The sequence below is a fragment of the Sphingomonas montanisoli genome (genome assembly GCF_008274695.1).
Classification (GTDB): domain Bacteria; phylum Pseudomonadota; class Alphaproteobacteria; order Sphingomonadales; family Sphingomonadaceae; genus Rhizorhabdus; species Rhizorhabdus montanisoli.
The window spans coordinates 174,927-201,544 of record NZ_VTOU01000002.1; the positions used below are offsets into that span (position 1 = coordinate 174,927).

Below are 26,618 nucleotides of genomic sequence, written 5' to 3' on the forward strand. Positions count from 1 at the left end.
CATGATGACCGACTTGCCGAATACCCAGCCCGACAGCCGCGCCGGAACGGTGCTCGAGGCACCCGACAAGATGGTCAAGGTGCGCGAATTGTTCGGGATCGATTCGGATCTGGAGGTGCCCGCCTTCTCCGAATCCGACGAACGCGTGCCTGATCTCGATCCGGCCTATGTGTTCGATCCGGATACGACGATGGCGATCGTCGCGGGCTTCGCGTTCAATCGGCGCGTGATGGTGCAAGGCTATCACGGCACCGGCAAATCGAGCCATATCGAGCAGGTTGCCGCCCGGCTGAAATGGCCGTGCGTGCGCATCAACCTCGATGCGCATATCAGCCGCATCGACCTGGTCGGCCGGGACGCCATCGTCCTGAAGGACGGCCAGCAGGTGACCGAGTTCCGCGAGGGGCTTCTGCCCTGGGCGCTGCAGACCCCGACGGCCATCGTGTTCGACGAATATGATGCGGGCCGCCCTGACGTGATGTTCGTGATCCAGCGCGTGCTGGAGGCCGAGGGCAAGCTGACGCTGCTCGACCAGAATCGCGTGATCCGGCCGAATCCCTGGTTCCGCCTGTTCGCGACCGCCAACACGGTGGGCCTGGGCGACACGACCGGCCTCTATCACGGCACGCAGCAGATCAACCAGGGCCAGATGGACCGCTGGAACATCGTGGTCACGCTCAACTATCTGCCGGCCGCGACCGAGGCGCAGATCGTGCTCGCCAAGTCGGGCGAATATGACAAGCCCGACGGCAAGAAGACCGTCGAGAACATGGTCAAGGTGGCCGACCTGACCCGTCAGGGCTTCATGGCCGGGGATATCTCGACCGTGATGAGCCCGCGCACCGTGATCAGCTGGGCGCAGAACACGCTGATCTTCAACGATGTCGGCTTCGCCTTCCGCCTCTCGTTCCTCAATAAGTGCGATGAGAGCGAACGTGCGCTGGTGGCCGAATATTATCAGCGCGTGTTCGGCAAGGATCTGCCGGAAAGCATTGTCGGGAAAGCCTGACGCCGCTTCGAGACCCTGAGGGGGAGTGAACGCCATGTCCAATGTCGCCGAAGCGTCGCGCCTGTTGCCGCTCCAGGGTGGGTTCAACCTGCGCGACATGGGGGGATATGCCACCGCCGACGGCCGCCGGGTGAAGCGTGGCATGCTGTTCCGATCGGGCACGATGACGCTGCTGACGCCCGAGGACGAGGCGCATCTCGTCGCGCTCGGCATCAAGACGGTGTGCGATCTGCGCCGCCCCGGCGAGCGCGACCGCGAGCCGACGCGCTGGTGCGAGCCCGCGGGCATTCATTATTTCGCACGCGATTATGGCGAATCGTCCGGCGTGCTGTCCGAACTGCTCAAGCGGGGCGCGGGTGGTGCCGAAGGAATGCGGCAGGCGATGATCGACCTGTATCGCGACATCCCGCAGGATCATGCGCCGTCCTACCGCCACATGTTCGAACGGTTGTTGGCGGGCGAAGCGCCTCTGCTGTTCAACTGTTCGGCGGGGAAGGACCGGACCGGCTTCGGTGCGATGCTGATCCTTCACGCGCTCGGCGTGCCGAAGGAGACGATCCTGGAGGATTATCTCGAGACCAACAGCCACGCCGATTTCCAGCGGTTGTTCGACGGCGGCGCGGCTTCGGTGAAGCGGATGGCGACGTTCGACCGCGCCATGCTCGCCCCGGTTATGGCGGCTGACGAAGCCTATCTTGCGTCGGCTTATGAACATCTCGACGCCCAGCATGGCGGGGTCGATGCCTATCTGGCCGATGTCATCGGCGTCGGCCCCGCCGAGCGCGAGCGGCTGATCGCGCTGCTGGTCGAATAATGGCCGAACGTTCCCCGATCGAGGCGTTTCGCGAGGTGCTGGGCGGCACGGCGCGCGCGGTGGCGCGCGAGCCGGAGTTGGAGCTGAGCTTCACTGCCGAGGCGCCCTCGGCGTCGTACAAGCAGATCCGCGTGCCGATGCCGCCGCGCAACCTGCCCGCGCAGCAGGTGGCCGAGGCGCGCGGCTTCGCCGACGGCTTCGCGCTCAAGATGCGGCATCACGATGCCGGGTTGCACGAAAAGAACGCGCCGTCCGAACCGGTGGCGCGCGCGGTGTACGATGCGGTCGAGAATGCGCGCGTCGAGGCGATCGGCGCCAAGGCGATGGCGGGGATGCGCGCCAATCTGGGCGCCGCGCTCGACGTGCGGATCAAGTCCGACCCGTTGGTGCGCGCGCGGACCCGCGAGGAGGTGCCGCTGTCGACCGCGGTCGGCCTGCTGGTGCGCGAGCGGCTGACCGGCGAGGCACCGCCGGCGATCGCCGACATTGGCCTGTCGATGGTGCGCGAATGGATCGAGGAGAAGGGCGGCGCCGATCTCGACGCGCTGGCGCTCGCGATTGACGATCAGCGCGCCTTCGCCAAGCTCGTCGGCCGGTTGCTCGAGGACCTCGAACTCGTCGAGGGGGAAATCCTGCCCGAGAACGAACCCTTCGATCAGGATCAGGGCGAGGACGAGCAGGAACAGGACGGCGAGGATCAGCAGGAGGAAGGCGACGAGGACGGCGGTTCCTCGGACTCGCAGATGGAGATGCGCGCCGACAAGTCCGAACAGGGCGATGAGGAGGGCGAGCAGCGCCAGCTCGACGAAGACGACATGTCCGAGATGGAAGGCGAGATGGGGGACGATGGCGAAGAGGGCATGATGCCCGTCCGCCCGAACCGTCCGCCCGCCGACCTCTTCCCCGGCTTCGACTATCATCCCTATACGACGCGGTTCGACGAGGAGATCTCGGCGACCGAGCTGTGCGACGAGGAAGAGCTGACGCGGCTGCGCGCCTATCTCGACCAGCAGCTCGTCCACCTGCAGGGGGCGGTGACCAAGCTCGCCAACCGGCTGCAGCGCCGATTGATGGCGCAACAGAACCGCAGCTGGGATTTCGACCAGGAGGAAGGGTTGCTCGATGCCGCGCGGCTTGCGCGTGTCGTGATCAACTCGACCCATTCGCTCAGCTACAAGATCGAGCGCGAGACCGATTTCCGCGATACCGTCGTGACCTTGCTGATCGACAATTCGGGTTCGATGCGCGGGCGGCCGATCTCGATCGCGGCGATCTGCGCCGACATCATGGCACGCACGCTGGAGCGTTGCGCGGTCAAGACCGAAATCCTCGGCTTCACCACCCGCGCCTGGAAAGGCGGCCAGTCGCGCGAATCCTGGCTGGCGGCAGGGCGCCCGCCCGCACCCGGCCGGCTCAACGATCTGCGCCACATCGTGTACAAGAAGGCCGATGAGCCGTGGCGCCGCGCGCGCAAGTCGCTGGGCCTGATGATGCGCGAAGGGCTGCTCAAGGAGAATATCGACGGCGAGGCGCTGATGTGGGCGCACAACCGGCTGATCGGGCGGCGCGAGGAGCGCAAGATCCTGATGGTGATCTCGGACGGCGCGCCGGTCGACGATTCGACGCTGTCGGTGAACAACGGCTCCTATCTGGAGCGGCACCTGCGCCAGGTGATCGGCTGGATCGAGACCAAGTCGCCGGTCGAACTGGCCGCGATCGGCATCGGCCATGACGTCACGCGTTATTATCAGAAGGCGGTGACGATCATGGACGTCGAGCAGCTGGGCGGTACGATGGTCGAGCAGCTCGCGGCCCTGTTCGACACCTGATCGCCGCACCGCACGGATCGAACCGTATCGTAACGCATTGAGTCCGCTTCCCGACCAGGAGGCGAGGCATGACGAAATACGGATATAAGCTCATGACGGAAGAGCATGGGCCCAAGGAACTGGTGCGCAACGCCGTGCTGGCCGAGGAGGCCGGGTTCGACTTCGTGTCGATATCCGACCATTTCCATCCATGGTTGTTTGCGCAGGGCCATGCGCCGTTCGCCTGGAGCGTGCTGGGCGCGATCGCGCATGCGACGTCGAAGATCGGGATCGCGACCGGGCTGACATGCCCGATCGTCCGCTATCATCCCACGATCATCGCGCAGGCGGCTGCGACGATCGCGGTGATGAGCGACGATCGCTTCACCCTGGCGGTCGGCGCGGGTGAACGGCTCAACGAACATGTCACGGGCGGCCACTGGCCCGCGACGATCGAGCGCCACGCGATGCTGGGCGAGGCGATCGATATCTTCAGGCTGCTCTGGCAGGGCGGGGCGCATAGCTGGACCGGCGATTATTACGACGTCGATCACGCGCAGATCTTCGAGGTGCCGAACCGGCCGATCCCGATCATCGTCGGCGTCAGCGGTGATCGGTCGGTCGCGTTGGCGGCGGAGAAGGCCGACGGCATCATGACGACGGAGCCGAGCGCCGAGCTGGTCGATGGCTTTCGATCGCAATCGGGCACCAAGGGGCCGGCTTATTCGGAAGCGCTGCTGGCTTATGCACCGACGACGGAGAAGGGGCTCGAGATTGCGCATGAGCGCTTCCGCTTCTCGGGCCTCGGCTGGGCGGTGAACAGCGAATTGCCGTCGGTCGAGGGGTTCGAGGCGGCGACCAAGTTCATCCGGCCGGAGGATCTGGCCGACTCGCTGTCGGCGGGGCCCGATGTCGGGCCGCATGTGGAGCAGGTGAGGAAATATACGGCGGCAGGCTACGATCATGTCGTGCTGACGTCGCCGGGGCCGGATCAGGAAGGCTTCATCCGCTTCTTCCGCGATGAATTGCGCCCGGCCTTGGGCTGAGGATCCCGATCCCGGCGGATGGAACACCACCCGCCGGCAAGGGACAGATCAGTTGGCGCCGCGCGCTACCGACGTGCCGCTGTTGGCTGCAGCGATCAGCGCCTCGGTACGAGCGCTGGCGGTCGCCTTGGCGTCGCCGGCGCAGGCGGTGTCGACCGCGCTGTTGCTGAACGTGCAGGCGCTGGCAACCGCATGGTTGACGCGCGCGCGCAGCTCGGTCTGATCGGCGCGGTTGGTGAGGTTGAGGTCGTCGGTACGGACCGGGCTGCTCTGGATGAGAGCATTGCCGGTGGCGCCTGCCACGTCGATCTGGCTTTCGGCGGCGAAGGCGGTCGTGGACAGCAAAGCGGCGCCGAGCAGCGCCGACGCGAACATCGTCTTGGTCATAACATTCTCCTGCAAACGCGGCCCCTTTGTTTGGGATGGGCCTTACGTTCATGCCGGTCATGTTGGGCGGCCGGCGGGCAGGATATAGAATCACCTCAGCGACGAAACAATGACGTAACTGCTTGATTCGATTGCGCGATGCAGCATCGCAGGTGCAGCGTGGAAGCGACTTAAAGGCGCTCGATCAATGCCTTCGCTGCAGCAGGCGCGCGTTCCTTGGCACCGTTGATCATGAACAAAAAAACGTCGCGATCGCACTTTTCGGCCGATTTCGTGCTCGCGTGGGGCAGGTCGACGGGGTCTTCACCGTCTTTCCATGCCTTCACAACACTGGCCCAGCGATCGAGGGCGGCTGAGTCGTAACCGGTAGGGATGTCGGCGGCGGCATCCTGAAGTCGCGCATAGGCGAAGTCCGCGGTAAGGTCCGCGATCATCGGATATTTGGCGTGATCGGCAAAGACGATCGCCGCGCCATAGCGCCGGGCGAGATCGACGAACTCGGCACAGAGGAAGCTTTCGTGCCGAACCTCGAGCGCGTGACGCAGCCTCAGCCCGTCGAGCTCGGGTGGGAGCAGCTTGAGGAAGGCTTCGAAATCCTCGGCATCGAACGGCTTGGTCGCCATGAACTGCCACAGGATCGGGCCCAGTTTGTCGCCGAGACGCGTGATCCCCTGATTGAGAAACTTCGCGACCGATTCCGCGCCGTCGCCCAGCTTCTTGCGGTTGGTGGCGAAACGCGATGCCTTGACCGAGAAGACAAAGCCGTCGGGCACGGTTTCGGCCCACTTCGCGAAGCTTTCGGGCTTCTGGCTGCCATAATAGGTGCCGTTGATCTCGATCGCGGTTACCGCGCGCGACGCGAATTCCAGCTCGCGCGCCTGCGCCAGCCCCTTGGGGTAGAAATTGTCGCGCCACGGTTCGTAGGTCCAGCCGCCGATCCCGACATAGGCCTTGCCGCCCATCGCGCTCTCCGATCGCTTCCAACGCAAAGGGGCGGAAACGGCATCCCGTTCCCGCCCCAAAGTACTTTACCCCGAAGGGAAAGGATTAGCCGTTGACGGCATCCTTGAGCGCCTTGGCCGGGGTGAAACCGACCTTCTTCGACGCCGGGATGGTCAGGGTCGCGCCGGTGGCCGGGTTGCGGCCTTCGCGCGCCGGACGGGCGGTAACCTTGAACTTGCCGAAGCCCGGGAGCGAGACTTCATCACCCTTCACCGCTGCGTCGGTGATGATCTTGAGGGCGGCGTCGATCACGCGCTTGGCGGCGGCCTTCTCGATGCCCTGGTCCGCGGCGACGGCGCCTGCGATGTCGGCAGTGTTCATGTCAGCTCCTGCTTTATTCTTGATGGGTTTGCGCCAGTGGGCAGCGCAAGGCGCCCCTTGTGCGCGGGCTTTTCGGACGGGGCAATCCGAAAAACGACAAGCGTCGGGCAAAATGCCGACAAAAAAGCCCATTTCCGGGCCGATTACAGGTTAACCCACGCCATTTTCACGCAAAGTGGGTGTAACGAACCTGTATCAATCCTCGATCGCGCTTGCGATCAGCTTGTCGATGCGACGACCGTCCATATCGACGATCTCGAATCGCCAGCCCTTATAGTCGAACCGCTCGCCGGTGGATGGCAGATGCTTGAGCCGCCACAGCGCGAAGCCGGCGACCGTCGCGAAATCGCGATCCTCGGGCAGATCGAGGCCAAGTCGGTCGGCCAGGCTGTCGGCGGCGTAGGAGCCGGACACCAGCCAGCTGCCGTCGGGCCGTTCGACCATCGGCGGATCGGTATCGACGTCCTGATCCGACGCGAATTCGCCCGCGATCGCGGCGAGCAGATTGGCGGGGACGACCAGCCCTTCGAAATGGCCATATTCGTCGTGGATGAAGGCGACGGGGGTTTCGGCCTCCCGCAAGGCGTTCAGCGCATCCATCGCATCCATATGATCAGGCAGGACGATCCCCCTGCGGATGAGCGCGCGCAGATCGAGCGGCCCGCCCGCCAGCAGCACGCGCACCAGATCGCGCGAATGGACGACGCCGATGATTTCGTCGACCGATCCTTCGGCGACGGGCATCCGGCTGTGCGGCATGTCGGCGATCATCGCGCGCACGCCCGCCTCGTCGACATTCACGTCGATCCACTCGACCGCGGTGCGCGGGGTCATCACCTCGCGCACTGGCCGATCGGCAAGGCGCACGACGCCGGATATGATCGCGCGCTCATTCTCCTCGATCACGCCCGCGCTCGACGCCTCGGCGACGATCAGGTGGAGTTCCTCGGCGGTGACGTGGTTCGCCGCCTCGCGATCGAACCGCAGCAGCTTGAACACGAGCATGCTCGATTTATCGAGCAGCCATACGATCGGAGCAGCCACCCGCGACAGGAACCATAAGGGCAGCGCCATCAGGGCGGCGATCGGCTCGGGCGATCGCAGCGCGAACTGCTTGGGCACGAGCTCGCCGATGATCAGCGAGAGATAGGTCGTCAGCGCGATGACGAGGCCGAAGCCCCATTCGGGGGCGGCCTCTGCGGAAACGCCCAGCAGCTGGAGCCGCTGTGCCACCGGATCGCCAAGGCTCGACCCCGAATAGGCGCCCGCGAGGATGCTGATCAGGGTGATGCCGATTTGGACGACCGACAGGAATTTACCGGGATCGGCCGATAGCTGCACGGCCCTGCGCGCGCCGGTCCGCCCGGCACGGGCCATCGCTTCGAGCCGCGGCTTGCGTGACGAGACGATGGCGAGTTCGGACATCGCGAACACGCCATTCAACGCGATCAGCGCGACGATGATCGCGAGATCGAGCCAGGGGAACGGGTCTAGGGGAGCTGTGTGCGGCATGGCGCTGCACACCTAATGCAGCGAAACGGACGTTTCGGCAATGATCAGTCTCGTCGTGTCGCAAAGAAGCTGCGCAACTGGCCCGCCGCTTCGGCTTCGCCGATGCCGCCATAGACGTCCGGCCGGTGATGGCAGGTGGGCTGGCCGAACAGTCGCGGCCCGTGGATGACAGCGCCGCCTTTGGGATCTTCGGCGGCGAAATAGACCCGCGCGAGACGGGCATGGGCGATTGCCCCCGCACACATGGCGCACGGCTCCAGCGTGACCCACAGGTCGCAGTCGCCGAGTCGTTCGGCGCACAGCGCCTCCGCTGCGCGGCGAATCGCCACCATTTCCGCATGGGCCGTGGGATCGACGCCCGCCCGCATCGCGTTGGCTGCGGTGGCGATAACGGTATCGCCGCGCATGATCACCGCGCCCACCGGTACCTCGCCATTTGACGCAGCTTCGGCAGCGAGATCGAGCGCAAGGCGCATCGGGGCGGGCAGAGGGAAGGGCATGGCCCCGCTTATTCTACCCGCCACCATATTGCGAGATTGGCTCAGCGAATCGGGATGCGCTCAGGGATCAGAAGCAGGAGCACCGCGAACAGCACCCCCGGCAACCAACCTATGATCGTCAGGACCACACCCAGCCAGAAGGCCGGGGTGATCCCGCGATCGAGAAAGATGCCGAGCGGCGGCAGAAGGATCGCCGCGATCAGCGTGACAATCCCCGGAGAACCCGTACCGCCGTCGATTCCGACCTGCCGTACCACGCCTTAGTTGGCCTTCTGAACGTCGACCGTAGGCACCTTCACGGTTTCTTCCTTGGTGCCGACTTCAACCTTGGGAACGGTGACGTCGGTATTCTTGCTGCCGACGCTGACCTTGGCGGTGTCGACGTCGAATGCAGGCGCCTGGCCGCCCGACACGCTGACTTCGGGCATGCTGGCCTTCTTGGTCTGGTTGATGTCGACCAGGCCGAAGGCAAAGGCGGCAATCACCGCCAGCACGGCAATGACGGCGACGATCAGGCCGACGCGCGCGCCGTTGGACCGGGCGGGATATTCGTTATAGGGTTCACCGGTAGCCATGATACTTGTTCCTTCATTGCCAAAGTTGGGCTGGCGTGAAGAACGAGCCTTGGACGGTAAGGTTTCATCGTCCCACCGCGCTGTGGGTTGACGAATCTCTACGCGACCATTATCCGGCGCCACTTTCCGGGCTAACCAGATCATTCGGGACGAAGAGCAATGTCGCGCATTTGCGAGCTTACCGGCAAGGGCCGTCAGGTGGGACACAATGTCTCCCACGCCAATAACAAGACCAAGCGGACCTTTCTGCCGAACCTGCAGAACGTGACGCTGCTTTCCGACGCGCTGGGCAAGGGCGTGCGCCTCAAGGTTTCGACCCACGGCCTGCGTTCGGTCGAACATGTCGGCGGCCTCGACAACTGGCTGATCAAGACGTCGGACGACGATCTGTCGCTGCGCGCCCGTCGCCTGAAGCGCGAAGTCTCCAAGAAGCTTCAGGCAGCAGCCTAAGCTTCCTGCGAAGCCCGATTTCGGAAAAAGGCCGGGTCGCCCAGTGGCGGCCCGGCCTTTTCGCGTTTTGCCGGTGGCTGTCAGCCGGATCCGATCATCGCTCTTCGAGCGCGAATTTCAGCAGCAGCGTCTTCTGAATCCCGTTCTGATTGTCGTCCGAGATCAGCCAGAGAATCGTCCGATCGCCCTCGCGCGTGACCGATAGGCCTTCCATATTGTCGATCGTTAGCGGTGGGCGGATCTCGGCGAGCAGGGTGCTGGGTACCGTCTGACCCGGCCGGATATCGCGCGGGTCGAATATCGTGATCGCGGCCCACATTCCATCTGACAGGCGGAAATGCCGGTTAAGAACCGCGACGCGGCCGTCGGGCAGTTGCGCGGCATCGGTCGGTGCATAGCCCTCGGGCGGGCGATAGCTGAAGGCGATCGGTATCGAGTCCGAATCGGTCGGATCCTTGGGGAACAGCAGCGCCGGATGGGGCTCAAGCGCATCCTGCTTGCCCTCCTGAATAGTGATGAAGCGTCCGTCGGTCAGCCGTGCCAGACTTTCCGGGCCTTCGTTCGAGGGCCATTCGGACATCGCGGCGGGTCGCGCGGCGGCTTCCGCCTTGGCGAAGCCCGGCGCGAAGCGATAAATGGCATTATATTGTTCGAACCCCACCCACATGCGGCCCGTGGCGGGATCGATCGCGAGCGATTCGGAATCGCGATCCGATTTCGCGCCGGTGCGGCCGGGATAGTCGGGAAGCCGGCCGAATCGGATATCCTCGATCCCACCAAGCGGCGCGATCCGAAAGCCCAGATACTCACCGGTATCGGCAAGCGCGGCGAACGTATCGCCTTTGACATGCAACGCCGAATAGCCGCCGAAACGGGGGTTGCGGCTGTTGAGCACCCAGCCCGACAGATAGCGCAACGACCCCACCTGTATATGCGCGGGATCGTTCGCATCCAGCGCCACGGCTTCGGCGGTGACATGATCGATCGTGGGATCGGGCAACGACGCCGTGCCCGTCAGCACCCATGCGATCGCAGCGAGGACAGCCCTTTGCATGGCCCCAGCCTAGCCGCTTGTCGTGACGGCCGAAAGCTCCCCCCAAGCTGAACGAGGGCCAACGAGCGCGTTCAGGATGGGGTCACGCGAATCATGGAATAAGCGTCTCATCGATCAGGCCTTCTGGCTGTCGAGTCCGCGAGGAAGGAGCCGGGGAAAGTCCCAAGCGTTCCCCGCTCGAGTGTAGGAGAAAGGTTATGTTGCGTAAGTTCTTGACCGGCCTCGCCGCTTCCGCCGTGGCGCTGACCGCTACCGTTCCGGTCGTCGCCCAGGCGCAGCCTTATTATGGCGGCGGCTATGAGCAGGTCCGCCATTATCGCGATTATGATCGCGGTTATCGCGGCCGTGGTTACGACCGTGGCTATTATGGCCGGGGCTATGACGATCGCCGTTATTATGGCGGCAACCGCGGCCGCTGCCGCGACAAGGGCACCGGTGGTACGATCATCGGCGCAATCGCCGGCGGTCTGCTCGGCAACGAAATCGGCAATGGCCGCTACGACAATCGTGATGGCACTACCGGTGCCATCGTCGGCGCGGGTGTCGGCGCCCTTGCCGGCCGCGCAATCGATCGTAACTGCTAACGCCTTATAAGTCCCCCGGTGGCGTACTGGGGAGAAGGCCGTCGTCCTCCGGAAGGGACGGCGGCCTTCACTATTGTGGTTCAGGCGGCATGCTTTGCTGCATTCTTGCGCCGCGTGACCCAGCCTTTGCGCGCTGCGGCCGAACGCTGCTCAGCCGAACCCGATTTATTGGCCCGCCCGCCACGCGACGATGATATATGGGTGTCGGGCTTGCCGCGTCCCGCGCCCGATTTGTTCCCGCCGCCCGATTCCTTGTTCACGGTCGCCCAGGCGCGCCGTTCGGCCTCCCGCTCCGGCACACCGCGATCCTCATAACCTTCCTCGATATGCTCGGCCTTGCGCTTCTGCTTGTCGGTATAAGCGTCCTTGTCTCCGCGGGGCATCGCCATCTCCTTCGCGCTTCTGGGGCATCGTCGGCCCCAGGCGACGAAAAATGCCCTCGCGTGGCAAGGCGTTCCTCTCATTTCGATTGCGCATCGTTGGTCGCCAGACGCGCGTGGGGTTGCATGGTGTGGCGATCGATATTGCGGTCAAGGCCGCTCTCAGGCGGGGGCGCCGTTGCCCTTTAGCATGCGGACGAAGCGGCCGAAGCGATCGCCGCCGCCTGGCGACATGGCGAGATTTTCGGGATGCTGACCAGCTTCGCGCATCGCCGCCGTGGTCTCGCGCAATCGTTCGGACAGAAACACCGCGAGCGCGCGATAGAAGCGCGCTGCGAATTCGGGCTCGCGCTCGAATCGCTCGAGGATCGCCTCGCGCGGGATGGCGAGCAGCTCGATCCGGTCCACCGCGATGACCGATGTCGACGGCGGCTGCCGTTCGATAAAGGACATCTCCCCGATCACCGCGCCTTCGCCCAGCGTCGCGACCGGCGTGCCGTCGGCCTGAACGACGGACAAGGTGCCGCGTGTCACGAAGAACAGATCCTGCAGCGCGGTGCCCGCCTTCACCAGCCGTTCGCCGGGCTTCAGCATGCGCAGCTTGCCCATCGACAACAACCAGACCATGTCGGCGTCGCCGAGCCCTGCCACGATATAGTGCGTCTTGCCCATGATCGTCCCCGCCGGCGATCCCTGCCTGCCCCCGGCCGGCCTTCATTGTGCGCAAGCGAACACAGTTACGCAACGGGCCGCGCGACGAAAGATCGCGAAAGACCTCCTACCCGCCCGAACGCGCGATCAGACGGGGCTTTTGCGGACGGGCGGCAGCGCGTTGCAGATGTCGACCGCGCCCGCCGGGCGTATGAAGAAGTCGTCCTTGCGATTGGCGCGCGCAGTCACCCATTCACCGAAGGCGGGGCTTGCGCTGTCGAGCAACTGGTAATGCGGGCGCTGTGCGGCGGGCAGATCGGCGGCGATCGTCGCGCGCGATATTGCGGGGCGCGGCGTGCCTTCCTTGTAGAAGCCGAGCGCCTCGGTTCCGCGCGGCAGCGCGGTCAGTGCCTCGATCCCGTCGATCACGCGGCCCACGGTCGCAATGTTGCGATCGAGATGGCGCGGGGCATGGCCCGTTACCGCGTAGAGTTCGGCGCCGCTTCCCGTATCGGGCGCTAGGCCGCGTCCCACCCCGACCATGCCATAGCAATGGGTGAGCCATGCCGCGTTGCCGTCGCTCACCACGGGCCAGAAGCCGACATGCCCGGTCGTCTGGGCATAAGCGTCACGATAGCCGAGCGGGCGGAGCTTCAGCCCCGCCAAAGGCCGCTCATATTCGGCGGGCGTGGGGGTGACGATGCCCGCGGGCAGCGGCTTTTTCTCGGTCGCGTCGCCCCACTGGACGACATAATTATCCTGCACGCGGTTGACCGTGATCCCCGCGAACCACCCGGCACGGACGAGCGCGCGGATATTGGCGACGTGGACGGGTGCAAAAGCGGGCGCGAGTGCGATCACGACGCGCTGTCCGCCGTCGAGATCGATCATCAACAGATCCTCGTCGGCCACCACCTTCCACGCCGATGCGGGCGCGGCCGCGACGATCTCCGCCGACGTCTTCGGCTTGGCCGGCGTGGCCTGGGCGAAGGCCGCTGCGGCGAACAGCAGCGGGATGGCGACGATGATGGGGCGCGAGGTGATGTTCATCCGTCGATCATGGCACGCCGCCGTGCCTTGCGGAAGCGGCCCCAAGGCGATAGGAGCGCGCGTTCCAGAGCATGCGGAGCGGTGGCCGAGTGGTCGAAGGCGCTCGCCTGGAAAGTGAGTATACGTCAAAAGCGTATCGAGGGTTCGAATCCCTCCCGCTCCGCCATTTCGTCATAAAATCATTTATATTCAATGATTTAGCTGATTTTTTGACATCCGTTTTATCTATATTTTCAATGACCTATGAAAATCGGCGAAATCCGAGTGTGGGGTTCGGCGAGAGATTTAATCTGAAGCGTTGATATAGTTGAAATCGATTTAGTTAGGTCGGCGGACCATCTGGGATTTTCGCGCAGCGCCACCGGTCGTGCCGCCGCACGGCCGCTGTCGTTGAAATAGAGCGCGTCGGCGGCATGCTCCACCGTTTGCGCGACTTCGCCGAACGGCGCATCCGAAAGGTCGGTTACGAACGGCAAGTCGGCCGCGAACGCCGCATCGTGCTCGTCGCGCAGTCGCCGCGCGGATCGAGGAGGAGTTCGGGCTTTGTGCGCTCTTCGCAAGCGCGCTGGATCAGCGGGCCTAGTCTATCCTGCATGCCGCACTCCAGCCGACCGGGATCGTCGAGTTGGGGTTGAAGGAAAGGAGCCGGCCATGATTCTCAGGATGGTCGTCATGATCGTAGCGGCGATCGCGGTTCTTGGTTGGTCTTGGTGGCGAGGCCAGCGGATTTCGATGCGACAAACCGATGCGAGCGACCCGCGTATCGACAAGGCGTCGGAGCCATAAGTTCGGGTGCTTTGAGCCACTTGACGCTACGATGAGTATGGCGTTGATGCGCGCGACCCTGCGGAGCATCGAATGGCGAGCGGAAAGAACACGAAATCGGCCGTCAGCCAGAAGGACTATGAGCAGCTCGCTGCATTCCGGTACGAACTCCGCCGCTTCCTCAATTTCAGCGAGAGAGCCGCCAAAGCCCTTGGCATGACGCCGCAGCAGCATCAGAGCTTGCTCGCGATACGCGCTGCACCCGACCGTACGATGGCTATCGGCGATCTTGCCGAGCAACTGTTCGTCCAGCCGCACACGGCAAGCGAACTCGCCGAGCGTATGATCGCACTCGGTTGGCTCGAGCGCCACGCCTCCCCCCATGACCGGCGCCGAGTGATGCTGGGACTGACCAGCCAGTCCGAGGCGATGCTCGGTAAAATGTCGACGACCCATCGTGCTGAGGTTTTGCGGATCCGATCGACCCTGACCGATATTCTTGGCGGCCTTAGCGAAGACTGAGAATCTACAGGATCTGGTGAAGAATCCATCGCAATACGATGTGGATGGCAGCCACCGTGACGAGCAATCCGGGAATGGCGAGCAGGAGGCGGAATTTTCGATCTTCGCTCATTCGCATTTGAACTTTCCCTCCGGGGCCTATATATATCGTATCACGATATACTTGCCAATTTCAGGAGGATCTGATGAGACTTCGCACCATCGCTGCGTCCGTCGGCGCGGCCATGATTGTCGCAGCCACCCCGATACTCGCCATGCCTCCGCGCTTGAGTCCCGGCATGACGGTCATGGACACATCCGGCGGCCAGGTCGGCTCAATCGAGAGTGTAACAGCCGACAATGCTGTTATCGCTACGGGCGCGCACAAGGTCGCGGTTCCGGTGACATCGTTCGGCATGGGGCCAAATGGGCCGGTTATTGCCATGACAAAGGGGGAATTGGACAACGCCGCTGCCACGGCTGCTGCCAACGCTGCCGCCGCCTTGCGCGCGCAAATGTTGCCGGGTGTCGCCATCTTCGGATCGCAGGGCGCAAATCTCGGTACGATCAAGGCGGTTGACGGCGACTATCTTGTCCTTGCCACTGCGGCCGGCGACGCCAGGCTCCCGCTTGCCGCGATCGCGAGCGGTCAGAAGGGCCTGACGGTCAATATGACTGCGGTCGAACTCAACGCAGCCATTAGTCCGACATCATGATGGCGTGCCGGTGCGTTCGCTTCTGACATTGGTTCTGTGTGCCGCCGTATGGATTGGCGTTGGTGAGGCGGTGGCCGCTCCGTCAGCGCCCGCGCAACGTATCGATCAGGCCGAAATCACTCGTTACGCATCAGCGCTCTTAGAAATCCTGAACATTCGTGCGATTGCTAATCAGCGGGAGAGAGGCGCGGCGCCGACGCGGCTGGGCATGCTGCGTGAGCAAGCGGACGCAGCCATCGCCGCTTCTCTGGCGGATCACGGTCTCAACAAGGATCGGTTCAACCAGATCACCGCTGCAGTGGCGGCACGGCCCGCGCTCGAGCGGCAGGTTCGGCAGCATGTGATGCGCGAGCGCCTGGGCTATCGCTGACTTCCGGCGGCCTGGAAGGAGCACAACAGGATGATCCTTATCACGGCTACCGGGCTGATGGCGGTGACCGCCGCGCTCATATGGCTTGTAAATTGGTTATTCGCGCGCGGCCGGGTGCGCGATCGCGCACCGTTCTGATCCTGATCATACTGTCGTGCGGAGCCGCCTTGGGCGGCATCTTCTTGCTCGGGATCAGACACGCCGTGCTCGCCGATCGATAATCTGACGAGCGACGAAGCCTAGTGCGTTCGGGCTGGATCGGGCTGCGACGGCAATGCGAAGCGGCGTGAGAGGCCGTGATAGAGCCGCTCCTTGCAGACGAGCTGGGCTGTAAAATCCGCCACGAGCGCTGCGGTGAGCAGCGGCATCATCAGCCCCCGACTCGCCGTGGTTTCCGATATGATGATCACTGCGGTTAGCGGAGCGCGCACGACGCCCGTGAAATAGGCAACCATGCCCAGTAGCACGATCGCTCCTGGTGGATAGCCGGGGAAGATGCTGCGCAGCATGTCTCCAATGCCGGCGCCTACCGACAGTGACGGGGCGAAAATGCCTCCGGGCAGACCGGATATCGCTGTCGCCAGCGTGCTGACGAACTTGGCAACGCCAAACCAGAGGGGGACGTCCGACCCGGTGATAACCGCGTGGGCCGTGCGATAGCCTGTACCCCAAGTAATCCCGGATGCGATACCGGTGATGGCAACCGCCAGTCCGCAACCGGCTGCCAGCAGAAGCGGGCGCGTGCGCAGCCAGGCCATAGGCGCAAAGCTGGTCGTTCCCGCTGCCAGCATCGCTTTCGAAAAGATTCCGCCAATCAGGCCACCGAGGAGCCCTGCCACCGGTGCGGCGATCAGGGCGTTGCCGACGCTCAGCGTCTGTCGCATCGCCCCGAAGTAAATATAATCGCCAGCGAGACCGAGACTGACCATGCCGGCGATCAGGACAGCCGCCATCACCAGCAAGGTCATGCGCTGCTCGTAAGCCGCCGCCAGTTCCTCGATCGCGCAGGCGACACCGGCAAGCGGCGTATTGAACGCGGCGGCAACCCCGGCTGCGCCGCCCGCTATGAAGACAGATGCTCTGAGCGGAATACCTGCGATCCTGTGCGCGTAGCCCATGATGGCTGCGGCAACCTGGACGGTAGGGCCTTCGCGACCGACCGAGGCGCCGCACAGCAAGGCGCCGACGGTAAGGATCAGCTTCGTTATGACGGTGCGCGCCGAGACGAGCTGCGACATGCCGCGTTCCGGATCGCGCGAAGCGGCGATGACCTGCGGGATGCCTGATCCACTGGCCGCAGGGGCGATACGACGCGTGAGCCAGACCAGAAGCACGAAGCCAGCGGGCGTCAGGATGAGCGGCGCCCATCGCCAGCGCGCCGCGAAACCAAGAAAACTCGCCCCAGCCCAGTCCGCGAGCCGAGCAAACAGGAGCGCGACCAGGCCGATCAGAATGGCCCCGCCGAGGATGGCGATGCGGCGGCGCCATACCATCGCCTTGGGGCCATGGCGCCGCAGGAGCACCCGCGCGCGCGGTAGAGTGAGCTGACGCCAGCGCATTCTCAGCCTTCCGCCGGAGCGCCAACAAAGACGGCGACGAGGCAGATGAGGCCGACGACGATAAAACCAAGATATTGCGCCAACCGGCCTGCCCCAGTGCGCCGAGCCACCGTGAACGCCAGAACGCACTGGAGCGCATAAAAAAGCGCGAAGGCGCGTGACGAAATTGCCACGACCTCGAAAGGATCGGTCAGCCAGACAACGACTACGGCCAGCGCGCCCGCCAGTGCGAAGGCGAGCTGGACGCTGAGTTTGCGGCGGGTGACCTCGCTCATCAATCCACCAGACCCGATCGAGTCCGCCACCGCGGCGCTGAGCTGGCTCGAGAGCGCGCCGACCAGCACGAAGACGCCAAGTGCGGGCGACACCATGGTCATGATGTCGAGGATCCCCGCTACGCCCTCCGCTTCGGCGGCGCGTCCGAGAAAGGGCGTCAGCAGGAGAAGGAAGGCGAGGTAGATTGCCGAGGCGATCCACTGGGCGTGTCGCATCGTGCGGATGCGAATCTCCTGCGAATAGGCGTGGCCCAGATAGCGCGACGTCTCGAACCCCTGCACCGTGATCACCAGCCCGAGCAGCAACGGGATGCTCGCGACCGACACGCGCGCCGGAGGAAGCGGATCGGCGGCAGCATTGGTAAGCCACCAGCAGGCCAGCCCGGTGAGCAAGCCAGCGATAATCCCGATCTTGAAAGAGACGGTGCCGTGCGCCAGATGCTCGACACGCTTCAGTCCATTGCCATAAGCGAGCAGAATGATCGCGATGATGATCGCGGTGACCGTCATGTTCGAAGCAAGGTGGTGCCATGCTGGGCCGACAGCGATTGGCTTCAGCAGAAACTCGGCAAGCAGCTTGAGATAGTAAGCCACCGATATCGCATATGCCAGCGCCAGGACACCTTGGGTGGCGCGTGCGAGCCAGCTCACCGGGTCGTTGAAGGAAGCCTTGGCGAGGTAATTCTCGACGTGGATGATGTTGAAACGGATCACCGCGCCGGCTGCATAGGCTATCAGCAGTAGTGCTGCCTCGGCGACGATCGCGGCCCGGCCGAACTCTCTGGCTAGGATCGGTCCGCAGATGAGAAAGCCGCTGCCGATGATCGACGCGAGCGGTGTGACCGTGGCGCGCCAGCCGTCCGATCGGGCAAATCGACCGAAGCTGAGAAACAGGGTCACAAGAACAGCGCTCGAAAGCGCGGCGACGGGAATCAGCATGAAATTGCCTTTTGGTCCGCTCCTGGGACCGGAGAATCCGGGCCGGGAATGGACGCTGTCTAATGCACGGCCTTGTGCGAAGGAACATCGTACCACGATATATTTTTCGAGCCACTATGTCCTACGTTTTGGATAGGGATTGCCATTCGCTCTATCCCCGCCCGCTGGCATGGCTGGACGTCATGGTTCGAGAGGCCGACGCGCAGGACGATGATCAACTGTGGAGAACCGTTAGCACCACCGCAGCCGTGATAATGACGATGACAACCAGTGCGGCGCCCATGCGTGCATAGTCGGTGAAACGATACCCGCCGGGCGACATCACAAGCAGATTATTCTGGTGTCCGATGGGAGTCAGAAAATCCGATGACGCGCCAATGAGCACCGCCAGTAGTGCTGCGTCGGGGTCGACACCTAGGAGCCGAGCGACATCGATAGCTAGCGGTCCCATGATGACCGCCGTCGCCACATTGTTGAGAAAGATCGACAGCAGCATGGTTACAGCGCACAGCGCAGCAAGCACCGCTGTCAAAGGCAGGCCCGCCAGCGTGTGGCCGAGCCATTGCGCCGCGATCGCCGCGGCGCCACTGTCATCGAAGCTCTGGCCAACGGGTATCATTGCAGCGAGCAAAACGATGATCGGCCAGTCGACAGAGCGATAGATTTCTTTGGCCGGCAGAAGGCGCAGTGCCGCCAGCGCCGCAGCGGCAGCGAGAAAGGCTATAGCGGGCGAGACGCCGCCAATGACCACCGCTGCGATCGACAGAACGAAAACAGCGAGCGTTGCGGCCGCGCGTAGCGGCGCGACCGGCATGGGATCTAGCCGGTCGACTTCGAGCAGGCGGGCGCCTGCGACGAATTGGGCAAGCTCGTGCTTCGAGCCGCGGATGTAAAGCTGATCGCCCGCGCTGATCCGCATGCGCACGAGCGGCTGCTTTTCCCGTGCGACACGTGGGCCGACTGCCACCACTTCGAGCCGGTCGTCGCTCTGCGTGCGCACCTGATCATAACCCAGCCCGATGAGCGGTGAGCCATGCGCGACCACAACGCGAGCGGTGACGACATCCGGTGCTCCAGCGAGTTGCGCCCCGGTGAGCAGGCCCGTTCGCTCGGCCACCGTCCATTGATTGGCGCGCGAGATGATGAGCAAGCGGTCCCCCTGCTCGAGAGGCAGGTCGCCGCCCACCGGGAGGCGATGGGTGTCGCGAAAATGAGCCAGCGCTCGGGCTTTGGCGTGAAGCAGCCGCTTGCGCAAATCCGATGGCGCAAGGCCGCCCTCTGGTATGGCGAGTTCGAAGACCCGCCAAGGCGGACGCTTTTGATGCTCGGCGCTCTCGCGGATCGGGAGCAGTCGCCAACCGATCCACGCAAGATAGAGGAGCCCGGCAAGCGCGACAGCGACGCCGACGGGCGTCATTGTGAAGAAGCCGAACGGTGCACCCAGTTCGGTCTCGCGCACCGACGACAGGATAAGATTGGCGGGTGTGCCGATCAGTGTGGTCATTCCCCCAAGGATTGTTGCGAAGGCGAGGGGCATGAGAGTTGTCGCGGGCGGCTTGCGCGCATCACGGGCGACCTCGGCCGCAATAGGCATCGTTATGACCAGAGCTGCGATGTTGTTCATGAAAGCGGACAACAGCATTGCCACTGCGAGCAGTGTCACGAGTCTCGACAGAAAACCCGCCTTCTCAGGAATGACCACCTTGGCGATGACGGACGCAACGCCCGAAAGCTCGACCGCGCGGCCGACCACGAGAATCGCGGCCACCGCCAGCACCGCTGGATCAGCAAAGCCCTCGAAGGCTTCGGCAGGCGTCACCAGGCCAACAGCGAGACAGGCGAACAGTGCGATGAGGGCAACCAGGTCGTGCCGCACCTTCTCGCTGACAAACAAGGTCAGCGCTATCACCAATATGGTGGCGCTAAGGGCGGCGGGACTCATGCGCGTTTCGTCAGCGCGTCGTGGGCGCGGCGAGGCGGAAGCGCTGCCCCTCCGCAGGGGCCGACGTCGGCCGCAGGCCGGCCTTGGTTACGAGATCGGCAATGCGCCGAGCGCGACGCTCCGCCAACAAGGGCTTGTCGGTTAGGGTGTCCGGAAGTCCGGGTACTGCCAGGGCCGGCAGATTCCATCGTTGTGCTGCCCAGATGGAAATTTCGGTCGCTGCCAGCCCGGCCTCATCCAGCTCGTCGCTATTGTCGGCAAAGCCGATTTCGGGAAGAGCCAACTGAGGCGGCGTCAAAGCAATTGTCCACCCGCGCGCATCAGTCGCGGCCCGCTGTTCTAGGGTGCGGTAAGTCGCAAGGTCCGCACCCGGCAGCACGGCCGCCGCGACCGACGCGCGACGATGGTCCCGATCGACGAGCACCTGCTCGGGCGAGGTGCCCGCGGCCAAAGCGAGTGCGCGCGAAATGGTCGACACAAGCGCCGTTTCCGCCGTTGCGGCGTCTCCGGCCTGGCGCAGCTCTTCCTTCTGGGCATCGAACGCCCGCGCGCCAGGATCGAGCACGACCTGATCGAGTTGCAGCGTCAGTAGCCTTTTGAGACGCTGTCGTAGCGCCGCCTCGACCTTGCCGGCCTGTTGTACCGTGTCGCGCGGCGTGATGACGACGGACCGGATCGCAATCGGTGTCTTGTCGAAATTGACATCGAGTTGGGTAACGCGGGCGCGACTGTCGAACTGTTCGTTGAGCGAGGAACGAACCTGGCTGACGATGACAGCTTCGGTCGCAATGCGCCTGAGCGAGACGCCCAGCGGGATAGCCATCACAATGAAAACGAGGAGCAGGAGTACCGTCTGGGTCCAGCTCTGCTGGCTCGAAAGGTGGTGCCCAAATCCGTAAATGCGCGCCATGATCGTTGCGGACAGAGCGATCGTGACAAAGTTGGTCACAAACAGCGCGAAAGCACCCCCAAGAACCGCGAGGTTCCAGGTCGCAAGCCCATAGCCAACGACGGCAAGCGGCGGCATCAGGGCCGTGGCGATCGCGACGCCGACCACAGTGTCCCCCCGCCCGCGTATGATGGCAAATGTTCCTGCCAACGCGGCGAAGAGTGCTACCGCAAGGTCGAAGAGGTTAGGCCGCGTGCGCGCGATGATTTCGGGTGTCGGCGCCTGGAGCGGTGAAAGCAGGACGATGATCGCAGTGAACATCACCGCTACGCCCGACCCGATCGCGAGCGCGATGAGCGCTCGGCGCATCTCGGCGAAGTCGAATAGCGCGAGGCTGAACCCAAGACCCAGAATTGGGCTCATCAAGGGTGAGATCAGCATTGCACCGATTACGACCGCGGGCGACGATAGCAAAAGGCCGAGAACCGCGATGCCGGCTGACATCATCGTCATGAAGGCATAACGTGGCGACCACCCGCTCTCTGCTATGATCTTTTCCATGACATGTTCGTGATCGATTGAGCCAACAATCGAACGCCGCCACCAACGGTAAAGCGGGAAGCGGTCGAGTTGCTCACGAGCGGCAGCTCCGAACGGGGTCTCAGCGTTCATAGAGAGTTGGTCAACGATTGCTGAGGCCACAAGAGATCAGTCCGTCGAATCTCAGCCCCCTTGGCCGTAGGAACGTATCCGGAAGACTGGGCGTGTACCAAATATCGTCCCCCGTGCTCTTCGCGTAACGCCCATCGTTTCGATAGGTTGCTCGGACCGCCCAAACCGCACGAGCACAGATCCTCTTGGTATGTCAGATACCGGGAGCGACGACGGCTTTCAGAATAATGTGATTAGTTCGCGACGCGCCTTCCGATTGGCCCGTCCCACTAAACCTTATGGAGTGGCCGTTTGGTTTCGCTGGCGTTCGCGCCGAAAACTCGTTGCGCTGTTTGGTCCAAAGCCCACGCTCCGCCGCCCCTCGCGATCGGCGGGAGCAACAGCCGAGCCAGCTCAAATGGGTCGGCCAGGCATCGGAATATACGAAGATCGCGATCACCGCGGTTTTGCCGGCAAGCGACACGCCATAGCATTTCTCGGTCGGGGCGGCGGCGGGGGCTGCGATCGCGCCGCTTGCGATGGTGAGGGCGAGCGTCGCCGCGAGCGCGGTGGTGATCGTGGTCGACATGCGGTTCGATGATCGCCCATTCCCGATCCGTCAGTTCGTACCACCGCCGTGTCATCAAAACTTCCAATCAATGGGACGCCTGAATCCCCTGGAACGTCAAATCTCAAGCGCCTTAATGAGTTTACGGCCAGGACCGGCAATGTTTGCCAGAGGATCGCGAGCGCGGCGAGCGCCGCGATCTGTAACCCAATCCCATCACGCCATTGATGGAAGGCTTCGCTATTGCGGTACTGCCCTGTGCGAAAAACGACTGCGACTTCGCCTGCCAGCGCGGCCGATGTCAGGGCGGAAAGCGCTATGCGGTCCGTACCGCCATCATACGACGTCCAGCAGCCGCGGAACGATCGTGCCCGCGAACCCCTGCCCGCCCGCATAGGTCAGGAACAGCGCGGTCAGATCGACCGTATTGTTCGCCGGTCGCGTCACGAGACCGTTGATCGCGCGGACGATCGTGTAACCCGCCATCAGTACTGCGATCGCCAGCACGGTCGCCTGGAGCGCAAGGAGGGCGAACAAACTGGCGCCCTGTCCGCTCATATCGGGCAACAGGCCGGTCAGCTGCCATTGACGATGATCGAGCAGCAGCGCTGCGATGAGCGCCGCCGCCGCCACGATCAGCGCGCCGAGCGACATGGTAACACTGCGCGACAGGATCCTGCGCGCCGCCAGCGCCACCGCGACGCCCATCGCCTCCAATCCCAAGATCGGTAGCGCATTGCCGAAAACCGGCGGCGCTTGCCAGAAGGTAATCTGGTTCGACCAGAGGAAGGCGTTCCCGAACAGCGCCATCACAAAGATCATGCCGAGAACGATCAGCAGGATGATCATCGCCCACCAGCCGTGGCTCCGCGGCCCGGTCATATAGGTCGGCACGCGAATGTCTGCGCCGATATCGACGCCTTCCATGTCGACGGGCCGATCGGTTTCCCACATCCAGCGCAACACCGCGATCACCGCAAGCACGCCGCTCGTCAGTCCGAACGCATAGGCTTGCACCGTAAGCGCCAGAAAGAAGCCCGCCGTGAAGATCGCCGCCGCGAACGGCCAGACCGATGGGCCCGGCATGATCTGCAGATATTGGGGTTCGGCCAGCAACGGACTGGTGACGATCGTCTCACGCAATCCCGTCGCCGATCGCGGCAGGAAGTAGCGGCCCTGCTCGACATCGTCCGAGATGCCCGGATCGTCCCACAAGGGCTCGCGGCTCTTCACCACCGGGATCGAGCGGGTCGAATAGAGTTCGGTTGGCAGCCATTCGAGTGAACCCGCGCGATATATGTTGCCGGCATTGCCCTCAGCCGGTGCCAGGCGAAAGTTGCGGGCCAGATCGATCAAGAACAACACTATCCCGGCCGCCAGCATGAACGCGCCCAGCGTCGAAATGAGGTTAGGTAGATCCCAGCCGTTACCGGGCAGATAGGTATAGACGCGGCGTGGCATGCCCATCAGCCCCGCCAGATGCATCGGCATGAAGGCGACATTCATTCCGACAAACATCAGCGCGAACACCCATTTGGCCAACCGCTCGCTCAACGCGCGGCGACTGACCATCGGGGTCCAATAGTAAAAGGCGGCGAAGAGGGGGAAAACCATCCCACCCATCAGAACATAATGGAGGTGGGCGACGATGAAATAGCTGTCATGCGCCTGCCAATCGAACGGGACGAGCGCGACCATCACGCCGGTCAGTCCGCCGGTCACGAAGATCACGATACTGCCCATCACGAACAGGCCGGGCGCGTTGAAGCGGGGCTTGCCCGCCGCGAGCGTGCCGATCCACGAAAACACCTGGATCCCCGCCGGCACGCTGACCGCCATCGATGCCGCCGAGAAGAAGCCCGTCGTCATCGCCGGCATACCCGTGGTGAACATATGGTGCGCCCATACGCCGAAACTGATGAAGCCGGTCGCGATCATCGCCAGCACGATCAGCCGATATCCGACCAGCTCGGTCTGCGCGATCGTCGGCACGATCATGCTCATCAGCCCGGCCGCGGGCAGGAAGATGATGTAAACCTCGGGGTGGCCGAAGAACCAGAAGAGGTGCTGCCACAGCATCGGATCGCCGCCGCGCGTCGCATCGAAGAACGGCCAGTTGAACGCGCGTTCGATTTCTAGCAGCAGCGTGCCCAAGATAACACTGGGGAAGGCGATCACGATCATCACCGCGAAGACGAGCATCGACCAGGCGAAGATCGGCATCTTGTCGAGGCTCATGCCCGGCGCGCGGGTGCGCAACACGCCGACGATGATCTCGATCGCGCCCGCGATCGCCGAAATCTCGATGAAACCGATACCGAGCAGCCAGAAGTCGGTGTTGATGCCGGGCGAATAGGCTTTCGATGTCAACGGTGGATACATGAACCACCCTCCGTCGGGCGCCAGCCCTACGAAAAGCGACGCGAAGAAGCACAGCCCGCCCACCGCATAGGCCCAGAAGGCATAGGCTGAGAGACGCGGAAAGGGCAGATCGCGCGCTGCGAGCATCTGCGGGAGGAGCAAAACGCCAGCAGCCTCGACCGCCGGCACCGCGAACAGGAACATCATCACCGTGCCGTGCATGGTGAAGACCTGATTGTAGGTCGCTTGCGGCAGGATATCGACCAGCGGCGCGGCAAGCTGCACCCGCATCAGCAGCGCGAGCACGCCCGCGAGCAGGAAGAACAGAAAGGCGGTGCCGAGATAGTAGATCCCGACATAGTTGTTGTTGACGACGGTGAGATATTCCCAGCCCTTGGGCGCGCACCAGATGCGACGGAGCTCCTGTTCCTCCTCGGGCGGGCGGGGTTCCTGCGTCGGAAAACGCGCGTATAGACCGGGATCGAAGCCCGTCTCCGATCTCATCGTCGGCTTGCCATATACGCGGTAAGCGCACGCAGATCGTCGGCGGAAAGCTGGCGATAGGGCGGCATGCGGTTGCCGGGCTTGATCGCCTGGCTGTCGGCGATCCATCCGGCGAGCGTTCCTGCATTGTTGGGCAGGATGCCCGCACCGATCGTCCCGCGCGATCCAACATGCGTCAGATCGGGTCCGGCCATGCCATCGGCGGGCGTGCCGCGGACGGTATGACATGCCGCGCAGCCGACCGTGTCGAACAGCCTGGCACCGCGCGCGACCAAATCGCCCGCGATCGGCGCGGGGCGGCGCGACGCGCGCCAGCGGGCGAAATCTGCAGGATCATGCGCGATCACGATGAAGCCCATCAATGCGTGCGGCCCCCCGCAATATTCGGCGCACTGGCCCTTGTAGATTCCAGGGCGGTCGGCCTGGATCAGCAGGCGGTTGGTGCGCCCCGGCACCATGTCCATCTTGCCGCCGAGACGCGGCACCCAGAAACTGTGGATAACATCGGCCGATTGCAACTCCAGCAGCACCGGTATGCCGGTCGGGATATGCAGTTCATTGGCATCGCGGACGGTCTCGCGCCCCACAGCATCCAGATAGTGGACGCGCCACCACCACATTTCGCCGATCACGCGGACGCGCATCTCCTTGCCCGTCGGCAGGCCGGCGGAAAGGTGACTGGTCAGCGTCAGTCCCCAGACCAGCAATCCGGTGAGCACGACAACCGGACATGCGACGCCGAATATCCAGATCGCCTTCTCACCGCCCAGCCGCGCCTTGGTCCTGCCCGATCCGAACAGCGCAACACCGAGCGCCACCAGCACCAGCGCGAGCACCAATGTGCCTCCGATCAGAAGAGCCCATGCGAGCACTGTGATCGGTTCGGAATAAGGCCCCGCGGGATCGAGCACCGGCGGCGGCCAGCCATCAAGAACGCGCGCCAGATCGGCATCGTGGTGCAGCGGCCCGTCAGTCTGCATGGAGGCTTCCGAGCCAGGCGGCGATGTCGGTGGCATCGCGATCGCGCATCGGCAGTGCCGGCATTGCGCTGCCGGGGAGGAGCGCGGGCGCGTCGCGGACGAAATGGGCGAGAATATCGGGGCGGTTCGGCAGGCGGCCCGCGATCAGTGCGCGGTCGCCCATCTCGCTCAGCGCCGGGCCGACCCGCCCGCGTGGCCAATCGACACCTGGCAGGACATGGCATGCGCCGCACCCCAGTCGCACCGCCGCTTCGCGGCCGCGCGCAATCGCGGCACCGTCGGCCGCCGCAGGCCGCAGCGCGGCGGCGTCGCATCCGGTCAGCAGGACCGCCATCGATCCGATCATTCCCCCTGTGAAGCGCATCTGGTCTTCCGTCGTTTCGGCTGGGGAACCGACGCGGCGGACGATAGGTTCCACTGCGCGTGGACTACGGCTTTCTTCTCAGGACCATAGG

Annotated in this window: 28 protein-coding genes, 1 tRNA gene and 1 pseudogene; 10 read left to right on the forward strand and 20 right to left on the reverse strand. The window is 63.8% G+C overall.

Features of this window, described 5'->3' with window-relative positions; genetic code table 11:
- The first annotated feature begins 4 nt into the window (after nt 1–4).
- The 4 genes from cobS to FYJ91_RS06540 all read left to right on the forward strand — a co-directional run bounded on the left by cobS (nt 5) and on the right by FYJ91_RS06540 (nt 4,677).
- Nucleotides 5–1,009 carry a cobaltochelatase subunit CobS gene (gene cobS, locus FYJ91_RS06525; RefSeq protein WP_149521493.1) on the forward strand — a complete coding sequence of 335 codons (1,005 nt, stop codon included), beginning with the start codon at nt 5–7 and terminating at the stop codon, nt 1,007–1,009.
- 34 nt (nt 1,010–1,043) lie between these two features.
- Nucleotides 1,044–1,823: a tyrosine-protein phosphatase gene (locus FYJ91_RS06530; protein WP_149521494.1), complete on the forward strand. Its 780-nt coding sequence runs from the start codon at nt 1,044–1,046 to the stop codon at nt 1,821–1,823.
- Complete coding sequence (gene cobT, locus FYJ91_RS06535; RefSeq protein WP_149521495.1) at nt 1,823–3,652, forward strand: cobaltochelatase subunit CobT; 1,830 nt, start codon at nt 1,823–1,825, stop codon at nt 3,650–3,652. Before FYJ91_RS06530 ends, cobT begins: the two co-directional genes overlap by 1 nt.
- A gap of 68 nt (nt 3,653–3,720) precedes the next feature.
- Nucleotides 3,721–4,677: a TIGR03557 family F420-dependent LLM class oxidoreductase gene (locus FYJ91_RS06540; RefSeq protein ID WP_149521496.1), complete on the forward strand. Its 957-nt coding sequence runs from the start codon at nt 3,721–3,723 to the stop codon at nt 4,675–4,677.
- Nucleotides 4,678–4,725: 48 nt separating this feature from the next.
- Here the strand turns inward: FYJ91_RS06540 and FYJ91_RS06545 are convergent, their stop codons facing one another.
- From FYJ91_RS06545 to FYJ91_RS06575, 7 genes are all read right to left on the reverse strand, one after another.
- The gene (locus tag FYJ91_RS06545; protein ID WP_149521497.1) at nt 4,726–5,064 is read right to left on the reverse strand and encodes a UrcA family protein; all 339 of its coding nucleotides are present in this window, start codon (nt 5,062–5,064) and stop codon (nt 4,726–4,728) included.
- Between the two features lie 170 nt (nt 5,065–5,234).
- Nucleotides 5,235–6,026 carry a DUF72 domain-containing protein gene (locus tag FYJ91_RS06550; protein WP_149521498.1) on the reverse strand — a complete coding sequence of 264 codons (792 nt, stop codon included), beginning with the start codon at nt 6,024–6,026 and terminating at the stop codon, nt 5,235–5,237.
- Nucleotides 6,027–6,111: 85 nt separating this feature from the next.
- Nucleotides 6,112–6,387 carry an HU family DNA-binding protein gene (locus FYJ91_RS06555; RefSeq protein ID WP_127740971.1) on the reverse strand — a complete coding sequence of 92 codons (276 nt, stop codon included), beginning with the start codon at nt 6,385–6,387 and terminating at the stop codon, nt 6,112–6,114.
- Nucleotides 6,388–6,582: 195 nt separating this feature from the next.
- Nucleotides 6,583–7,899, reverse strand: a complete 1,317-nt coding sequence (locus FYJ91_RS06560) for a hemolysin family protein (RefSeq protein ID WP_149521499.1) — start codon at nt 7,897–7,899, stop codon at nt 6,583–6,585.
- 44 nt (nt 7,900–7,943) lie between these two features.
- Entirely contained in the window at nt 7,944–8,399 is a 456-nt protein-coding gene (locus FYJ91_RS06565) for a nucleoside deaminase (RefSeq protein ID WP_149521500.1), read from the reverse strand.
- 41 nt (nt 8,400–8,440) lie between these two features.
- Nucleotides 8,441–8,656 (reverse strand): YqaE/Pmp3 family membrane protein, encoded by a 216-nt coding sequence (locus FYJ91_RS06570; protein WP_246152499.1) that lies wholly within the window; start codon nt 8,654–8,656, stop codon nt 8,441–8,443.
- Nucleotides 8,657–8,659: 3 nt separating this feature from the next.
- On the reverse strand, nt 8,660–8,974 hold the full coding sequence (locus tag FYJ91_RS06575) for a hypothetical protein (protein ID WP_181008383.1): 315 nt from the start codon (nt 8,972–8,974) through the stop codon (nt 8,660–8,662).
- A 159-nt stretch (nt 8,975–9,133) separates the two neighbouring features.
- On the opposite strand from FYJ91_RS06575, the gene rpmB reads away from it, so the two are divergent.
- The gene (gene rpmB / locus FYJ91_RS06580; RefSeq protein ID WP_149521501.1) at nt 9,134–9,424 is read left to right on the forward strand and encodes a 50S ribosomal protein L28; all 291 of its coding nucleotides are present in this window, start codon (nt 9,134–9,136) and stop codon (nt 9,422–9,424) included.
- A gap of 94 nt (nt 9,425–9,518) precedes the next feature.
- On the opposite strand, the gene FYJ91_RS06585 is transcribed toward rpmB, so the two are convergent.
- Nucleotides 9,519–10,478 (reverse strand): esterase-like activity of phytase family protein, encoded by a 960-nt coding sequence (locus FYJ91_RS06585; protein ID WP_149521502.1) that lies wholly within the window; start codon nt 10,476–10,478, stop codon nt 9,519–9,521.
- Nucleotides 10,479–10,675: 197 nt separating this feature from the next.
- On the opposite strand from FYJ91_RS06585, the gene FYJ91_RS06590 reads away from it, so the two are divergent.
- On the forward strand, nt 10,676–11,062 hold the full coding sequence (locus FYJ91_RS06590) for a YMGG-like glycine zipper-containing protein (RefSeq protein ID WP_149521503.1): 387 nt from the start codon (nt 10,676–10,678) through the stop codon (nt 11,060–11,062).
- 80 nt (nt 11,063–11,142) lie between these two features.
- On the opposite strand, the gene FYJ91_RS06595 is transcribed toward FYJ91_RS06590, so the two are convergent.
- The 3 genes from FYJ91_RS06595 to FYJ91_RS06605 form a co-directional block, all read right to left on the reverse strand.
- Complete coding sequence (locus FYJ91_RS06595; RefSeq protein WP_149521504.1) at nt 11,143–11,445, reverse strand: plasmid stabilization protein; 303 nt, start codon at nt 11,443–11,445, stop codon at nt 11,143–11,145.
- Between the two features lie 159 nt (nt 11,446–11,604).
- On the reverse strand, nt 11,605–12,114 hold the full coding sequence (locus FYJ91_RS06600) for a Crp/Fnr family transcriptional regulator (protein WP_149521505.1): 510 nt from the start codon (nt 12,112–12,114) through the stop codon (nt 11,605–11,607).
- Between the two features lie 126 nt (nt 12,115–12,240).
- On the reverse strand, nt 12,241–13,143 hold the full coding sequence (locus FYJ91_RS06605; protein WP_149521506.1) for a peptidylprolyl isomerase: 903 nt from the start codon (nt 13,141–13,143) through the stop codon (nt 12,241–12,243).
- Between the two features lie 75 nt (nt 13,144–13,218).
- Here FYJ91_RS06605 and FYJ91_RS06610 point away from each other — a divergent pair.
- From FYJ91_RS06610 to FYJ91_RS06625, 4 genes are all read left to right on the forward strand, one after another.
- Nucleotides 13,219–13,309, forward strand: a tRNA-Ser gene (locus FYJ91_RS06610).
- 692 nt (nt 13,310–14,001) lie between these two features.
- A complete protein-coding gene (locus tag FYJ91_RS06615; RefSeq protein ID WP_149521507.1) occupies nt 14,002–14,430 on the forward strand; it encodes a MarR family winged helix-turn-helix transcriptional regulator in 429 nt (142 codons plus the stop codon).
- Nucleotides 14,431–14,615: 185 nt separating this feature from the next.
- A complete protein-coding gene (locus tag FYJ91_RS06620; RefSeq protein ID WP_149521508.1) occupies nt 14,616–15,125 on the forward strand; it encodes a hypothetical protein in 510 nt (169 codons plus the stop codon).
- 10 nt (nt 15,126–15,135) lie between these two features.
- Nucleotides 15,136–15,495 (forward strand): DUF4168 domain-containing protein, encoded by a 360-nt coding sequence (locus tag FYJ91_RS06625; RefSeq protein ID WP_181008384.1) that lies wholly within the window; start codon nt 15,136–15,138, stop codon nt 15,493–15,495.
- Nucleotides 15,496–15,734: 239 nt separating this feature from the next.
- On the opposite strand, the gene FYJ91_RS06630 is transcribed toward FYJ91_RS06625, so the two are convergent.
- The 9 genes and pseudogenes from FYJ91_RS06630 to FYJ91_RS06665 form a co-directional block, all read right to left on the reverse strand.
- Nucleotides 15,735–17,054, reverse strand: coding sequence for a chloride channel protein (locus tag FYJ91_RS06630; protein WP_246152501.1), 1,320 nt, complete (start codon nt 17,052–17,054; stop codon nt 15,735–15,737).
- Nucleotides 17,055–17,056: 2 nt separating this feature from the next.
- Complete coding sequence (locus tag FYJ91_RS06635; RefSeq protein WP_149521510.1) at nt 17,057–18,268, reverse strand: hypothetical protein; 1,212 nt, start codon at nt 18,266–18,268, stop codon at nt 17,057–17,059.
- A 214-nt stretch (nt 18,269–18,482) separates the two neighbouring features.
- Entirely contained in the window at nt 18,483–20,210 is a 1,728-nt protein-coding gene (locus tag FYJ91_RS06640) for an SLC13 family permease (protein ID WP_149521511.1), read from the reverse strand.
- Between the two features lie 10 nt (nt 20,211–20,220).
- Nucleotides 20,221–21,771: a DUF389 domain-containing protein gene (locus FYJ91_RS06645; RefSeq protein ID WP_149521512.1), complete on the reverse strand. Its 1,551-nt coding sequence runs from the start codon at nt 21,769–21,771 to the stop codon at nt 20,221–20,223.
- A gap of 193 nt (nt 21,772–21,964) precedes the next feature.
- Nucleotides 21,965–22,339, reverse strand: coding sequence for a hypothetical protein (locus FYJ91_RS21075; RefSeq protein WP_425473987.1), 375 nt, complete (start codon nt 22,337–22,339; stop codon nt 21,965–21,967).
- A gap of 315 nt (nt 22,340–22,654) precedes the next feature.
- The gene (locus FYJ91_RS06655) at nt 22,655–25,183 is read right to left on the reverse strand and encodes a cbb3-type cytochrome c oxidase subunit I (RefSeq protein WP_149521513.1); all 2,529 of its coding nucleotides are present in this window, start codon (nt 25,181–25,183) and stop codon (nt 22,655–22,657) included.
- Nucleotides 25,180–25,530: a c-type cytochrome gene (locus FYJ91_RS21080; RefSeq protein WP_425474009.1), complete on the reverse strand. Its 351-nt coding sequence runs from the start codon at nt 25,528–25,530 to the stop codon at nt 25,180–25,182. The genes FYJ91_RS06655 and FYJ91_RS21080 overlap by 4 nt, the downstream gene beginning before the upstream one ends.
- A pseudogene (coxB, locus tag FYJ91_RS06660) lies at nt 25,507–26,199 on the reverse strand (cytochrome c oxidase subunit II); the annotation flags it as partial. The gene FYJ91_RS21080 and the pseudogene coxB, both read right to left, overlap by 24 nt.
- Nucleotides 26,153–26,527, reverse strand: a complete 375-nt coding sequence (locus FYJ91_RS06665; RefSeq protein ID WP_246152502.1) for a c-type cytochrome — start codon at nt 26,525–26,527, stop codon at nt 26,153–26,155. The pseudogene coxB and the gene FYJ91_RS06665, both read right to left, overlap by 47 nt.
- Nucleotides 26,528–26,618 lie beyond the last annotated feature (91 nt).

Coding starts and splice junctions, on each gene's coding strand:
- cobS (WP_149521493.1), top strand. CDS start 5: ATGACCGACTTGCCGAATACCCAGCCCGACAGCCGCGCCGGAACGGTG.
- FYJ91_RS06530 (WP_149521494.1), top strand. CDS start 1,044: ATGTCCAATGTCGCCGAAGCGTCGCGCCTGTTGCCGCTCCAGGGTGGG.
- cobT (WP_149521495.1), top strand. CDS start 1,823: ATGGCCGAACGTTCCCCGATCGAGGCGTTTCGCGAGGTGCTGGGCGGC.
- FYJ91_RS06540 (WP_149521496.1), top strand. CDS start 3,721: ATGACGAAATACGGATATAAGCTCATGACGGAAGAGCATGGGCCCAAG.
- FYJ91_RS06545 (WP_149521497.1), bottom strand. CDS start 5,064: ATGACCAAGACGATGTTCGCGTCGGCGCTGCTCGGCGCCGCTTTGCTG.
- FYJ91_RS06550 (WP_149521498.1), bottom strand. CDS start 6,026: ATGGGCGGCAAGGCCTATGTCGGGATCGGCGGCTGGACCTACGAACCG.
- FYJ91_RS06555 (WP_127740971.1), bottom strand. CDS start 6,387: ATGAACACTGCCGACATCGCAGGCGCCGTCGCCGCGGACCAGGGCATC.
- FYJ91_RS06560 (WP_149521499.1), bottom strand. CDS start 7,899: ATGCCGCACACAGCTCCCCTAGACCCGTTCCCCTGGCTCGATCTCGCG.
- FYJ91_RS06565 (WP_149521500.1), bottom strand. CDS start 8,399: ATGCCCTTCCCTCTGCCCGCCCCGATGCGCCTTGCGCTCGATCTCGCT.
- FYJ91_RS06575 (WP_181008383.1), bottom strand. CDS start 8,974: ATGGCTACCGGTGAACCCTATAACGAATATCCCGCCCGGTCCAACGGC.
- rpmB (WP_149521501.1), top strand. CDS start 9,134: ATGTCGCGCATTTGCGAGCTTACCGGCAAGGGCCGTCAGGTGGGACAC.
- FYJ91_RS06585 (WP_149521502.1), bottom strand. CDS start 10,478: ATGCAAAGGGCTGTCCTCGCTGCGATCGCATGGGTGCTGACGGGCACG.
- FYJ91_RS06590 (WP_149521503.1), top strand. CDS start 10,676: ATGTTGCGTAAGTTCTTGACCGGCCTCGCCGCTTCCGCCGTGGCGCTG.
- FYJ91_RS06595 (WP_149521504.1), bottom strand. CDS start 11,445: ATGCCCCGCGGAGACAAGGACGCTTATACCGACAAGCAGAAGCGCAAG.
- FYJ91_RS06600 (WP_149521505.1), bottom strand. CDS start 12,114: ATGGGCAAGACGCACTATATCGTGGCAGGGCTCGGCGACGCCGACATG.
- FYJ91_RS06605 (WP_149521506.1), bottom strand. CDS start 13,143: ATGAACATCACCTCGCGCCCCATCATCGTCGCCATCCCGCTGCTGTTC.
- FYJ91_RS06615 (WP_149521507.1), top strand. CDS start 14,002: ATGGCGAGCGGAAAGAACACGAAATCGGCCGTCAGCCAGAAGGACTAT.
- FYJ91_RS06620 (WP_149521508.1), top strand. CDS start 14,616: ATGAGACTTCGCACCATCGCTGCGTCCGTCGGCGCGGCCATGATTGTC.
- FYJ91_RS06630 (WP_246152501.1), bottom strand. CDS start 17,054: ATGCGCTGGCGTCAGCTCACTCTACCGCGCGCGCGGGTGCTCCTGCGG.
- FYJ91_RS06635 (WP_149521510.1), bottom strand. CDS start 18,268: ATGCTGATTCCCGTCGCCGCGCTTTCGAGCGCTGTTCTTGTGACCCTG.
- FYJ91_RS06640 (WP_149521511.1), bottom strand. CDS start 20,210: ATGAGTCCCGCCGCCCTTAGCGCCACCATATTGGTGATAGCGCTGACC.
- FYJ91_RS06645 (WP_149521512.1), bottom strand. CDS start 21,771: ATGAACGCTGAGACCCCGTTCGGAGCTGCCGCTCGTGAGCAACTCGAC.
- FYJ91_RS21075 (WP_425473987.1), bottom strand. CDS start 22,339: ATGTCGACCACGATCACCACCGCGCTCGCGGCGACGCTCGCCCTCACC.
- FYJ91_RS06655 (WP_149521513.1), bottom strand. CDS start 25,183: ATGAGATCGGAGACGGGCTTCGATCCCGGTCTATACGCGCGTTTTCCG.
- FYJ91_RS06665 (WP_246152502.1), bottom strand. CDS start 26,527: ATGCGCTTCACAGGGGGAATGATCGGATCGATGGCGGTCCTGCTGACC.